Here is a 12,223-nt window from a genome sequence, read left to right on the forward strand (position 1 = left end):
GTTATGCACCGCCGATATTCTCGAAAGTGATGGGGAAATCTACGACTTGCGACTCGGCCACCACGCTCTTCCCGACCCTGACGAACCAGCTGTACCAACTCGCCAGCGGCGCCATCACCTCTGACGAATTGGTACGCAGATCGCTGCATGCGATCACCGCAAGCCAGTCCACCCTCAACGCGTTCCGCGTTGTGCTCACCGAACAGGCCATGGCCGATGCCGCCCGGGCCGACCGAGATCGCGCAGCCGGCAAACAGCTTCCGTTGCTGGGGATCCCCATCGCGGTCAAGGATGACATCGACATCGCAGGTATTCCGACCCGCTACGGCACGAATGGGAACGCACGCGTCGCGACCGCGGACGCCGAGGTCGTCCGTCGACTGCGAGCCGCGGGCGCGGTCATCGTCGGCAAAACCAACACGTGCGAACTCGGGCAATGGCCGTTCACGAGCGGGCCGGGCTTCGGCCACACCCGCAACCCGTGGTCGAGCAAACATAGCCCGGGTGGCTCGTCGGGCGGAAGCGCGGCAGCGGTCGCGGCGGGCCTCGTGGCCGCGGCCATCGGCTCGGACAGTGCGGGCAACGTGCGCATCCCGGCCGCGTGGACCCATCTGGTCGGGATCAAACCCCAGCGCGGTCGCATCTCGACCTGGCCGCTGCCCGAGGCGTTCAACGGCATCACCGTCAACGGTGTGCTGGCCCGCACGGTCACCGACGCGGCCCTCGTGCTCGACGCCGCGTCCGGCAACGCCGACGGTGATCTGCACAAGCCGCCGCCGATCCAGGCCGCCGACTACGTCGGACGTGCCCCGGGCCCACTGCGGGTGGCGATGTCGACGAAGTTGCCGTTCACCGGCTTCCGGGCGAAGCTGCACCCCGACATCCGCGCCGCGGTGCAGACGGTTGCCGACCAACTCGGGCAGCTGGGTCACACCGTCGTCGCGAAGGACCCCAAGTACAGCGTCCGGATGTCGTGGGACTTTCTGTCCCGGTCCACCGCCGGCCTACTGGACTGGTCTTACCGGCTCGGTGACATCGAGTACGACGACCGCACCGTCGCAAACATGCGCATCGGCCGCCTGCTGTCCGAGAACGTGCTGCGCAAGGCGCGAGCTCACGAAGCGCATGTGCAGCGGCGCATGGGCTGGATCTTCAATCTGGTCGACGTCGTCATCGCCCCGACGACGGCGCAACCGCCGCCCCTCACCCACGATTTCGACCGGCTGGGCTGGTATGCCACCGAACGCAGGGCAATCCAGGCCTGCCCGATGACCTGGCCGTGGAACCTGCTGGGCTGGCCGTCGATCAGCGTGCCCGCCGGCTTAACCTCGGAAGGATTGCCGATCGGAATTCAGCTCATGGGCCCCGCCAACAGCGAGCCCATGCTGATCTCCTTGGCGGCCGAGCTCGAAGCCATCACCGGTTGGGCCGCCAAACAACCCACGGTTTGGTGGAACACCCCCGACAGTCACCGCGTGCAGAAGGTCAACGGCGAGACACCCGAGGACTACGACGTGTCCCAGGCGGTCGCGGCGGTCAACGCACTTCGCCAGCCGCCGGGACGGCTGGCCATGGCAAACGAGAACGAGTAGTCGACTACGCGCGCCGGTCAGGCCGAGCGCTCCTAGCGTTCGTGTCATGGCGGCATCAACGGGATGCCCCCACGATATGGAGGCGCGATCATGTCCACCAGCTACCCGGCCCGCTTCGCCGTCGTCGCACTCGCCGCCACTGCCGTCACCGTGCCCGCACCAGCCCAAGCCGAGCCCCTCCCCTACGGGCCCGACACCTGCATTCAGGGCTACGTGTGGCGCGAGGCCCGGTCTGGCGACACCGTATGCGTGACGCCCGATATCCGTTCGACTGTCGCCCAGCAGAATGCCAACCCGAAAGCCCATAAAGATCCCAACGGCGCCTACGGTCCGGAAAGCTGCGCTCAGGGTTACGTGTGGCGCGAGGCGTTCGACGGCGACACGATCTGCGTCACACCCGATTTCCGCCAGCAGATGTTCGACGACAACGCTGCCGCCTCGTCACGTAAGCAGGCCAACGCACCCAAGCCGACACCACAGGCGGGCGGAGATTCAACGGTGGTTTTCGAGATCACCGGATCGGGCACCGTGTACTCCATCGACGTCGATCCGGGCGGCCGGAAGGCGACCGAAAACACGCAGGTTCCGTGGAAGAGCACCACCACGGTCGGACCGGACGTCGGGCTGTTGCAGGTGGTCGCGGTCGGCAAGACCGGCGAACAAGGCTGCCGGATAACCCTGGACAACGAAGTGGTCGCCGAACAGCCGATCGGCGGCGGCGCGCACTGCGTGTTCAGCCGACCCTGAACCTCAAAAGCCCAGGCGCCCCAGCTGTTTCGGGTCACGCTGCCAGTTCTTGGCGATCTTGACCCGCAGGTCGAGATAAACCTTTGTGCCGAGCAGCTTTTCGATCTGCGTGCGCGCCGCGGTGCCGACCTCGCGGAGCCGGGCGCCGCCTTTGCCGATGACGATGCCCTTCTGGCTGTCGCGCTCGACATAGAGGATGGCGTGCACGTCGATCAGGTCGTCACGCCCTTCCCTGGACTCGACCTCCTCGATCACGACCGCCAGGGAGTGGGGCAGCTCATCGCGAACGCCTTCGAGCGCGGCCTCGCGGATGAGCTCGGCCATCAGCACTTCTTCTGGCTCGTCGGTGAGCTCGCCGTCGGGGTAATACGCCGGTCCCGGCGGCAACTGGGCGACGAGGACATCGGTGAGCACGTCGAGTTGCTCACCTGAAGTCGCCGAGACGGGGACGATCTCGGTGTCGGGACCGACCAGCTCGCTGACCGCAAGCAGCTGCGCGGCCACGCGGTCCTTGGGCACCTTGTCGATCTTGGTGACGATGGCGATCAGCGTGGTCTTGGGTGCGACGGCGCGGATCTGCTGATAGATCCACCGGTCGCCGGGACCGATAGCTTCGTCGGCGGGAATGCACATCCCGATGACATCAACCTCGGAGTAGGTGTCCTTGACGAGATCGTTGAGGCGTTGCCCGAGCAGGGTCCGTGGCCGGTGCAGGCCGGGGGTGTCAACGAGGATGATCTGGAAGTTCTCGCGGTGGACGATGCCGCGGATGGTGTGGCGCGTGGTCTGCGGACGATTCGAGGTGATCGCGACCTTGCTACCGACGAGGGCGTTCGTCAGCGTCGATTTCCCCGTATTCGGCCGGCCGACGAAACAGACGAAGCCGGAACGGAACTCGCTCATACCGGCGTGCCGGCCCGGTCCGTGACGATCACCGTGGCATCAGCCGAGAGTTCGCGAACCGCCGCCACCCCCGCGTCGTCGGCGGAACCGCCGACCAGCACCGCCGCTTCGAGCCCCGTCGCGCCACTCGACACCGCGGCCGCAACCGCTGCCTGCAGCGCGGTCAGTTGCAGAGCGGCGAGCGCGACGGGCGCACCGGCGTATGTCCTGCCGTCCTGGTCGCGCACGGCGGCCCCGGCAGCCGCTTCGGCGCGGCCCATCGCTCCGCGGGCCAGCACCACGAGCTTGGCGTCCTCGGCGTCGAGTTCAGTCATCCGGGTGATCTCCTCCTCGCGTACGCGAATTCTCGTCAGGGGACTCCGTCGGCGAGACCAGCACGGTGTTGATTCGCACGCGGCCCCGATGATCGGGCCCGCCCTCGGCGCGCAAACGCAGTCCGTCCCAGGACACCTCGGCGCCGGGCAGCGGCACGCGCCCGAGCTCGAACGCCACGAGGCCGCCGACGGTGTCGACGTCGAGATCCTCGTCCAGCTCAAGTCCGTACAGCTCGCCGAGATCCTCGATCGGCAATCGCGCCGACACCCGGTACTCCCGCTCCCCCAGCTCTTCCACGGGCGCGACCTCATCGGTGTCGTATTCGTCGGCGATCTCACCGACGATCTCTTCGAGCACATCCTCGATGGTCACCAGGCCGGCGATCGCGCCGTATTCGTCGACCAGCAGCGCCATGTGGTTGCGGTCGCGCTGCATCTCGTTCAACAACTCGTCGAGCGGCTTGGAGTCCGGTACGAACACCGCCGACCGCATGACCTGCGCGACCGTGGTGTCACGCCCCCCGTTGGTCGAGTAGTAGGTCTGTTGCACAAGGTCTTTCAGATACACCACGCCGACGATGTCGTCGACGTTCTCCCCGACCACCGGGATGCGCGAATGCCCGCTACGGACCGCCAGCGATGTCGCTTGACCGGCGGTCTTGTCACTTTCGATCCACACCATCTCGGTTCGCGGGACCATGACCTCGCGCGCCGGGGTGTCGCCGAGCTCGAACACCGACTGGATCATCCGGCGTTCCTCATCGGCCACCACACCGCGCTGCTGCGCCAGATCGACGACCTCACGCAGCTCGATCTCGGATGCGAACGGGCCGTTGCGGAAACCACGGCCCGGGGTGAGCGCGTTGCCGATCAACACCAGCAGCCGGCTGATCGGGGTGAGCAGCACCGAAATGGCCTGCAGCGGAAGCGCAGACATCAACGCGATGGTGTAGGCGTTCTGCCTGCCGACGGTCCGGGGGCCGACACCGATGGCCACGAAACTCGTCACCACCATGATCGCCGCCGCGGCGAACAGGCCCCAACTCACGCCCAGATGCCCGTCGAGGAACGCGACGAGCAACACGGTCGCGCTCACCTCGCAGGTAATCCGCAGTAACACCACGAGATTGATGTAGCGCGGGCGTTCGGCGACGACTCTGCCCAGCCGGGCCGCACCCGGCCGTTCATCCCGCGTCAATTCCTCGATACGGGCGATCGACACCGTGGACAACGCGGCGTCGATAGCGGCGAACAGACCGCCGAAACCGACCAGGACGATCGCGCCGAACAGGGGTAAGAGCCCGCTCACGGTTGGTCGAAGTATCGGGATTTGTCCAACAGCTGCCGATCTTTATCGCTCTGTCGGTCGGCGTGGTAGGCCTGCACCTGATCGGCGACCCATTCCTCCAGCAGCTGACGCTGCAGGGCGAACATCTCTTTCTCCTCGTCCGGTTCGGCGTGGTCGTACCCCAGCAGATGCAGCACGCCGTGCACCGTGAGCAGGGCCAATTCCTGGCCCAGCGAATGGCCGGCCTTTGCGGCCTGCTGCTCGGCGAACTCCGGGCACAACACGATGTCACCGAGCATCGCCGGGCCGGGCTCGGGTGAATCCGGGCGGCCGCCGGGTTCGAGCTCGTCCATCGGGAAGCTCATGACGTCGGTCGGGCCGGGCAGGTCCATCCATCGCATGTGCAGGTCGGCCATCGCCGCGCTGTCGAGTAAGACCATCGACAGCTCGGCCGCGGGATGCACGTCCATCTTGGCGATGACGAACCGCGCGACACTGATCAATTCGGATTCGGAGACGTCGATCCCCGACTCGTTGGAGACCTCGATGCTCATCGTCTGGGCCGTCCGCTCGACGACCGCCGCTGGGCCCGGTTGAGCATCGCCGGCTCCTCGTGGCGTGCGTAGGCGTCGACGATCTCCGACACCAGGCGGTGCCGGACCACGTCCGCGCTTGTGAGTTCGGCGAAGTGGATGTCTTCGATACCGTCGAGGATCTGCATGGCCGCCCGCAATCCGGACATCGCCCCGCCGGGCAGATCGACCTGCGTAATATCGCCCGTTACAACGACTTTCGAGCCGAACCCGAGACGGGTCAAAAACATCTTCATCTGTTCGGCGGTGGTGTTCTGCGCTTCGTCGAGGATGATGAAGGCATCGTTGAGCGTGTTGTGGGTGAGCAGGAAATCCTCGGTGACGTACAGCGAGTCCTCGGCCGCCACACTGATGCACACGGCTTCCTCGGTGCCGGCGGGTTCGATGCGCTCGATGAACCGCATCGGGCGGCCGCCACCGGTCGCGTCGTACTTCGCAACCTTGCGCGAGAGCCGGAAGGGCACGACCCCTGCAGGAAGGCGGATGTCGAGGATGTGTGCATCGGAACGGTGATGGACCTCGCGACCGCGAGCCATCCCAGGCTTGCGGCCCTCGGCTTTCCGCGTACGTGCGTACACGACGCCACCCAGCGACTCCACGATGAAGGCAACGTCGTCGCGCATCTGATCCGAAATGGTCGTGTACTGAATACGGCAGGTCCGGCCCTCTTGGGTGACCGGGCCCCCATCGGTGTCGAGCAGGCCCTGCAAGACCGCGAGTCGCACGTCTGCCGAGTTGAACAGATAGTCCGCGGGAATGAACTTGGCGTCGGACTTCTTCCCTGACAGGCCGAGCGCATACGGATCCATAGGAACAGGTTTCGACTCGAAGACCACGGGAGCGCTCAGCAGCGGCAATTCGTATCGGTGATAGTGGGCCGCACGGAGATTGCCGATCATCTCCTTGGTCTCCAGGACCCGGGCCGGCTTTCCACGGCGTCGATCGTCGCGCGTGTAGACAGACCATAGGTGGTCACCGGAGGCCAGCGTGGATGCTCCGTCCTGCGTCTGGACTCGGTAGATTTCTTTGAAGCCTTGCGGGTAGACACCCGTGACCTCAGTCGGGCAGCCGTTCGAGCCGATCACGAAGTCCCCGACCTTCAGTTCGCCGATCGGCCGGAAGCCACTGGGCGTCAACACCTTGGCGAACAACGGCTGCGCACGACCACGCATATACGCCAACGGCGCGACCTCGATCACCCCGGCGCTCATCAGCTTTGGGATGAGCTCGGGATCCATCATGTCGTGCAGCGCGTCGTACAGCGGGCGCAGATACGGGTCGATCTTCTCGCTCAGCGTGCCGGGCAGAAAGCCAAGGCGTTCACCGGCTTCCACCGCGGGTCGGGTGAGGATGATGCGGTTGACCTGTTTGGTCTGCAATGCGTTGACGGCCTTCGCCATCGCCAGATACGTCTTACCGGTGCCTGCTGGCCCGATTCCGAACACGACGGTGTGCGCGTCGATCGCATCGACGTAGCGCTTCTGGTTGAGCGTCTTGGGCCGGATGGTCTTGCCGCGCCGCGACAGGATGTCGAGCGTCAGCACCTCGGCGGGCGACTCCTCACCCGTGCCGGTGAGGATCGCGACGCTGTGCCGAACCGCATCCGGTGTCACCGATTGTCCGCTGGAGGCGACAGCGATGAGCTCGGCCACGACGCGCTCGGCGAGCGCAACGTCGGCCGGCTCGCCGGAGAAGGTGACTTCGTTGCCGCGCACGTGGATATCGGCAGTCAGAAGGTTTTCGATGGCCCGCAGATTCTCGTCGGCCGAGCCGAGCAGGCCCACGATGATGTCGGGCGGAACAGTGATGCTGCTGCGGACCGATCCGGAAGCGGCGGCCGACGAGTCAGCGGTCGTGTCGCGGGGCGTCACGTGGGGTTTCGTGCCTGCTTTCTGTGTTCTCGTGACGGCTCTGGTGGCCGTACTGCTGTTCTGAGTTTAGCGCTGGTCAACGACGCGGCCCAACGGTTAAGGCCGCAACGGCAAAGGGCACCCCGCGTGGGGTGCCCTTTGAGCCTGCGCTGTCGGTCAGTGGCTCTGGTGAACCGAGGTGTCCACCTGCGGGACGGTCACGTGCGGGCCGATGTTGTTGACCCAGTCGTGATGGCCCACGTCGGCCTGCGCGGGGCCGGCCAGGCCCAGAACCGCAGCGGCCAGTCCGCTGGCGAGGACAGTGGCGAATCCGAACTTCTTCATGATGTTCATGCTTCTTTCGTATCTGCGAGTGATGTTCGAGCCGTGGCGCGAATGTCGCGGTTCGGACGCTGTACCGGCGCTCCGTTGTGCCGATCTATCTCGTTGAACACAGAGGTCAGCGCGGTAATTCCACTGGCAGCATTTGACCGGCTGTTGGCAGGAAGTGACCTCTCACCCACTCCGATTTCGACACCAGGGCTTTCGGTGCGCCTAATCCACGACCCGCACGTCGAAATCGGGCCTGGTTACCGGCGTCAGCCCGCGAAATCGGACAGCGCGGCCGCGACAGCATCGGCGTCGGGCATCGCATACATCTTCCGAGAGCTCTTGTCGTACGTGGCCAGGAAGGGACAGTCACCGGCCGTACCGGAGACCGTGTCCCCGCTCTTGATCACCTTGCCGGTCTTGGCTTCGCGGAACTCGAGCTCGTATTCGACGGAGTAGTAATCGATGGTGATCGTGTCCCCGCCGTCATCGCCCTCACAGGTGGTGGATTTCACGTCGCTGCCGAGCTTGCGCTCCAGGCAGGCGACGACATTGATGTCCGGGTAATCGTCCGACACCGCCCACTCGTTGCCCTTCACCGGTAGCCAGGCGGTGTCGACGATCCCGAGACCTTCGTAGAAGGCCGCGATGTTGTACGGCTCGCGGTAGTCCGCGGCATTGCTCAGCGAGTCACCCTCGCACACGGTCGAAAAATCGCTCGCCGAATGGGCGGTCCGGACCTTGCCCTCGGAGGCCACCGAGAAAACGCCGTATGCCATGAACGCAATCGCGAGCACCGCGATGGCCACGATCGCGATCAACAGCTTGGGTGTTCCTGACTTCTTCGGTGGCGGACCGGCCTGCGCCCATTGCCCTGGCTGCCCGTACGGCGACGGCGGTGGGATACCCGGGGGCCCCGCCCAGTGGGGCGGTTGCGGAGGCGGCCACTGCGGGAGCTGCCGCCCGTACGGTGGCTGCGAACCGTACGGATACGGCGGACCTTGGGGCGGCAAACTCACTTTCGGATCCTCCTCGGGTGCTGTCCACCCCAGAACAGCAGGCTGGCCAAGCCAGCCTAAGGCGTGGCAGGGGCAGCCGGTGACGCCGATTTGCGCCCGGGCTGGACGCGCTAGAACTGCCAGCGCGGCGTCAACGCGCCGATCGCTCCCAGCGCCACCGCCGCGGCCGTCGAGGTCCGCAACACCGACGGTCCCAGCCGCACCGCCCGTGCCCCGGCCCCGCTCAGCGCGGCGATCTCCTCATCGGCGATCCCACCTTCCGGGCCGACGATCAACGTCAGCGAATCCACTTGTGCCAGCGGTAGTTCGGTGATCGGCTCGGTGGCCGACTCGTGCAGGGCCAGCACCAGGCCACCGGCGCCAACCGCGTCGGTCACCCGGCCTACCAGGTCTGCCGTGGACAGCACGCCGTCGACGCCGGGGATGTAGGCACGCCGGGACTGCCGCGCCGCCGACCGCGCGACCGCAGCCCAGCGGCGCAGGCCTTTGTCCACCTTCGGCCCGTCCCAGCGCGCAACGCACCGCGCCGCCTGCCATGCGACGAACTCATCCGCCCCCGCCTCGGTGGCCAGTTCGATGGCGAGTTCCGAGCGGTCGGACTTCGGCAGTGCCTGCACAACCGTCACGGCCGGATTGGCGGCTGGTATCGACAACCGCTCGGTCACCCGCGCCGACAGCGTGCCCTTGGCGGTGGCCTCGACCACGCAGTGCGCGAGCGTGCCCGCACCGTCGCTCAAGTCGATCTGCTCACCGACGCGGATCCGGCGGACGTTGGCAGCGTGAAAGCCCTCGTCGCCGTCGACCATGGCGAGTTCGCCCGCGTCGGGCAGCGCGTCGACGTAGAAAAGCGCTGCGCTCACGGCGTCAGCGGCCGGAGAACGTCTCGCGCAGCCGGCTGAACAAGCCACCCGAGCTCGCGGCAGCCTGCGTCGAGCGCACCTCAGCGGTGTCGCGGGCGCGGTTCTCCTTCAGCTTGCGCAGCAGATCGATGTCGGCGTGGTCGAGTCGAGTCGGTACCACGACGTCGATGTGGGCGTGCAGATCGCCGCGAACTCCCGAGCGCAGATGCGGCATGCCGTGCCCGCGAAGTGTGGTCACCGCGCCGGGCTGCGTACCGGCCGGGATGGTGAGCTCGGTGGGGCCGTCGAGGATGGCGTTGACGCTGACCGTCGTGCCGAGCGCGGCGTCGACCATCGGCACCGAGATCGTGCAGTGCAGATCGTCGCCGTCGCGGACGAACGTGTCGTGCTGCTTCTCGTGAACCTCGACGTACAGGTCACCCGCCGGCCCGCCGCCGGGCCCGACCTCACCCTGGGCGGCCAACCGCACCCGCATGCCGTCGCCGACACCGGCCGGAATCTTGACGCTGATCTCGCGGCGGGCCCGCACCCGGCCATCGCCGCCGCAGCGGTTACACGGATCGGGGATGACTTCGCCGACGCCGCCGCACACCGGGCAGGGACGGGATGTCATGACCTGACCGAGCAGCGATCGCTGCACGGTCTGGACCTCGCCGCGACCACCGCACGTGTCGCACGTGACGGGCGTCGACTTGCCGTTGGTGCCCTTGCCATGGCACAGGTCGCACAACACGGCGGTGTCGACAGCCACCTGCTTGGTCACCCCGGTCGCACATTCCTCGAGATCCAGCCGCATCCGCAGCAGCGAGTCCGCGCCGGGGCGCACACGGCCAATCGGTCCGCGTGAGGCCGTTCCGCCGCCGAAGAACGCCTCGAAAACGTCGCCGAGACCACCGAAACCGGCGCCGAATCCGTTTCCGGCCGAGCCGCCGACCGTCTCCATCGGGTCGCCGCCCATGTCGACGATGCGGCGTTTCTCCGGATCGCTCAGCACCTCGTAGGCAACCTGGATCTCTGTGAACCTGCTCTGGGCTTCCTCGTCGGGATTGACGTCGGGGTGCAGCTCACGTGCCAACCGCCGATAGGCGCGCTTGATCTCGGAATCACTCGCGCCTTTGCTCACTCCGAGCAGGCCGTAATAATCGCGTGCCACGCTGACCTTGCCTGACCTTTCGTGCCGGGGTTACCGGCTGCCTAGAACTTCGCCGATGTAGAGAGCAACCGCAGCGACATTAGCGATAGTTCCCGGATAGTCCATTCGAGTGGGACCGACCACACCCATCCCGCCGTACACCTTGCCGGAACTGCCGTAGGCGGTGCTGATGACCGACGTACCTGCCATCTGTTCGGCCTCGGTTTCGTGACCGATGCGCACGGTCACCTTGCCTGCCTCCTGCTGGGCGGCCAGTAGGCGTAGCACCACGACCTGTTCTTCGAGGGCCTCCAGCACCGAGCGCAGCGAGCCGCCGAAGTCGGCGGTGTTGCGGGTCAGGTTGGCGGTGCCGCCGAGCAGCAGCCGTTCCTCGGCATGTTCGACGAGCGTTTCGACCAGGACGGTCGCCGACCGCCCGACCGCGTCCGCCAAACCGTCGCTGCCGTTGAGATGCGTAGCCAGGTCGGACACCGCCACCGACGCCGCCGTGAGCGGTTTGCCTTCCAGTGCCTGGCCGAGCATTTCACGCAGTTTCGCGAGCCCGTGGTCGTCGATCGCGTCGCCGAGTTCGACGATCCGCTGATCCACCCGGCCGGTGTCGGTGATGACGACGAGCAGGAGCCGCGCCGGGGTCAGTGCCACCACCTCGAGATGGCGCACCGTCGATGTCGACAACGTCGGGTACTGCACGATCGCGACCTGGCGGGTCAGCTGGGCGAGCAGCCGCACGGCCCGGCGCAGCACGTCGTCGAGGTCGACGCCGGACTCCAGGAAGTTGAGGATCGCGCGGCGTTCCGACGACGAGAGCGGCTTGACGTTGTCGATCCGGTCGACGAATTCGCGGTAGCCCTTCTCGGTGGGTACCCGGCCGGAGCTGGTGTGCGGTTGGGTGATGTACCCCTCGGCCTCCAGCACGGCCATGTCGTTGCGGACTGTCGCGCTCGATACGCCGAGATTGTGCCGTTCGACCAGGGTTTTGGAGCCGATCGGCTCCTTGGTGGCCACGAAGTCGGCAACGATTGCGCGAAGCACTTCGAAACGACGGTCGTCGGCACTACTCACGTGTTCACCTGCCCTTCGGAGCTACGCTGCACTCATTTTACGGTTACCAGCAGGACCTTTACCGACCGTGTCGGGCCGACAAAGCCACGACGGCACAAATTCGACCGGTGGCAAATCGGCCCGCGAGTATTAGCCTTAGCACCCATGCCGATGCCGAAACCGTGCACGGGTGTCCAGCAAGTGAGCCTGCGATGATTTTCAAAGGCGTACTTGAGGGCAAACCGTATCCGGAGCATGGGCTGACCTACCGGGATTGGTCTCGCATACCGCCCCGGCAATTACGCCTTGACGAGTTGGTGACGACGACGACCGTACTGGCGCTCGACCGGCTGCTGTCGGAGGACTCGACGTTCTACGGCGACCTGTTCCCGCACGCGGTGCGGTGGCGTGGCGACATCTATCTCGAAGACGGCCTGCACCGGGCCGTTCGCGCAGCCCTGCGAAACCGCACGATCCTGCACGCGCGGTTGTTCGACATGGACGCCGTCGTGCCTGCGCAGGCGTGACGACCG

General features: G+C 66.3%; 12 protein-coding genes and 3 pseudogenes. 3 read left to right on the forward strand and 12 right to left on the reverse strand.

Features of this window, described 5'->3' with window-relative positions; genetic code table 11:
• The first annotated feature begins 29 nt into the window (after positions 1-29).
• A complete protein-coding gene (locus ACRCUN_RS15170) occupies positions 30-1,592 on the forward strand; it encodes an amidase (RefSeq protein WP_462142462.1) in 1,563 nt (520 codons plus the stop codon).
• A gap of 90 nt (positions 1,593-1,682) precedes the next feature.
• The gene (locus ACRCUN_RS15175) at positions 1,683-2,339 is read left to right on the forward strand and encodes an MmpS family transport accessory protein (RefSeq protein ID WP_462142463.1); all 657 of its coding nucleotides are present in this window, start codon (positions 1,683-1,685) and stop codon (positions 2,337-2,339) included.
• A 3-nt stretch (positions 2,340-2,342) separates the two neighbouring features.
• Here the strand turns inward: ACRCUN_RS15175 and era are convergent, their stop codons facing one another.
• From era to hrcA, 12 genes and pseudogenes are all read right to left on the reverse strand, one after another.
• Entirely contained in the window at positions 2,343-3,242 is a 900-nt protein-coding gene (era, locus tag ACRCUN_RS15180) for a GTPase Era (RefSeq protein WP_462142464.1), read from the reverse strand.
• On the reverse strand, positions 3,239-3,556 hold the full coding sequence (locus tag ACRCUN_RS15185; RefSeq protein WP_462142465.1) for a cytidine deaminase-like protein: 318 nt from the start codon (positions 3,554-3,556) through the stop codon (positions 3,239-3,241). The genes era and ACRCUN_RS15185 overlap by 4 nt, the downstream gene beginning before the upstream one ends.
• Positions 3,549-4,865: a hemolysin family protein gene (locus ACRCUN_RS15190; RefSeq protein WP_462142466.1), complete on the reverse strand. Its 1,317-nt coding sequence runs from the start codon at positions 4,863-4,865 to the stop codon at positions 3,549-3,551. Before ACRCUN_RS15190 ends, ACRCUN_RS15185 begins: the two co-directional genes overlap by 8 nt.
• A complete protein-coding gene (gene ybeY, locus ACRCUN_RS15195) occupies positions 4,862-5,398 on the reverse strand; it encodes an rRNA maturation RNase YbeY (RefSeq protein ID WP_085148784.1) in 537 nt (178 codons plus the stop codon). Before ybeY ends, ACRCUN_RS15190 begins: the two co-directional genes overlap by 4 nt.
• Positions 5,395-5,733 (reverse strand): annotated as a pseudogene (locus ACRCUN_RS15200) (PhoH family protein); the annotation flags it as partial. The pseudogene ACRCUN_RS15200 and the gene ybeY, both read right to left, overlap by 4 nt.
• Positions 5,734-5,988: 255 nt before the next feature.
• Positions 5,989-6,609: pseudogene (locus ACRCUN_RS15205) on the reverse strand (LAGLIDADG family homing endonuclease); the annotation flags it as partial.
• Positions 6,598-7,308: pseudogene (locus ACRCUN_RS15210) on the reverse strand (PhoH family protein); the annotation flags it as partial. The pseudogenes ACRCUN_RS15205 and ACRCUN_RS15210, both read right to left, overlap by 12 nt.
• 156 nt (positions 7,309-7,464) lie before the next feature.
• Positions 7,465-7,641: a hypothetical protein gene (locus ACRCUN_RS15215; RefSeq protein WP_462142646.1), complete on the reverse strand. Its 177-nt coding sequence runs from the start codon at positions 7,639-7,641 to the stop codon at positions 7,465-7,467.
• A 245-nt stretch (positions 7,642-7,886) separates the two neighbouring features.
• Positions 7,887-8,636 (reverse strand): hypothetical protein, encoded by a 750-nt coding sequence (locus ACRCUN_RS15220; protein WP_462142467.1) that lies wholly within the window; start codon positions 8,634-8,636, stop codon positions 7,887-7,889.
• A gap of 110 nt (positions 8,637-8,746) precedes the next feature.
• A complete protein-coding gene (locus ACRCUN_RS15225) occupies positions 8,747-9,496 on the reverse strand; it encodes a 16S rRNA (uracil(1498)-N(3))-methyltransferase (RefSeq protein ID WP_462142468.1) in 750 nt (249 codons plus the stop codon).
• A 4-nt stretch (positions 9,497-9,500) separates the two neighbouring features.
• The gene (dnaJ, locus tag ACRCUN_RS15230; protein ID WP_462142469.1) at positions 9,501-10,649 is read right to left on the reverse strand and encodes a molecular chaperone DnaJ; all 1,149 of its coding nucleotides are present in this window, start codon (positions 10,647-10,649) and stop codon (positions 9,501-9,503) included.
• Between the two features lie 30 nt (positions 10,650-10,679).
• Positions 10,680-11,711, reverse strand: coding sequence for a heat-inducible transcriptional repressor HrcA (hrcA, locus tag ACRCUN_RS15235; protein ID WP_462142470.1), 1,032 nt, complete (start codon positions 11,709-11,711; stop codon positions 10,680-10,682).
• Positions 11,712-11,902: 191 nt separating this feature from the next.
• Here hrcA and ACRCUN_RS15240 point away from each other — a divergent pair, with 191 nt between their 5' ends.
• Positions 11,903-12,217, forward strand: a complete 315-nt coding sequence (locus tag ACRCUN_RS15240; RefSeq protein ID WP_067852038.1) for a type II toxin-antitoxin system VapB family antitoxin — start codon at positions 11,903-11,905, stop codon at positions 12,215-12,217.
• Positions 12,218-12,223: the final 6 nt, after the last annotated feature.

It is taken from the genome of Mycobacterium venezuelense (assembly GCF_054919535.1).

Excerpts from the sequence above, each read along its gene's own strand:
- ACRCUN_RS15170 (WP_462142462.1), top strand. The coding sequence starts at position 30 with ATGGGGAAATCTACGACTTGCGACTCGGCCACCACGCTCTTCCCGACC.
- ACRCUN_RS15175 (WP_462142463.1), top strand. The coding sequence starts at position 1,683 with ATGTCCACCAGCTACCCGGCCCGCTTCGCCGTCGTCGCACTCGCCGCC.
- era (WP_462142464.1), bottom strand. The coding sequence starts at position 3,242 with ATGAGCGAGTTCCGTTCCGGCTTCGTCTGTTTCGTCGGCCGGCCGAAT.
- ACRCUN_RS15185 (WP_462142465.1), bottom strand. The coding sequence starts at position 3,556 with ATGACTGAACTCGACGCCGAGGACGCCAAGCTCGTGGTGCTGGCCCGC.
- ybeY (WP_085148784.1), bottom strand. The coding sequence starts at position 5,398 with ATGAGCATCGAGGTCTCCAACGAGTCGGGGATCGACGTCTCCGAATCC.
- ACRCUN_RS15215 (WP_462142646.1), bottom strand. The coding sequence starts at position 7,641 with ATGAACATCATGAAGAAGTTCGGATTCGCCACTGTCCTCGCCAGCGGA.
- ACRCUN_RS15240 (WP_067852038.1), top strand. The coding sequence starts at position 11,903 with ATGATTTTCAAAGGCGTACTTGAGGGCAAACCGTATCCGGAGCATGGG.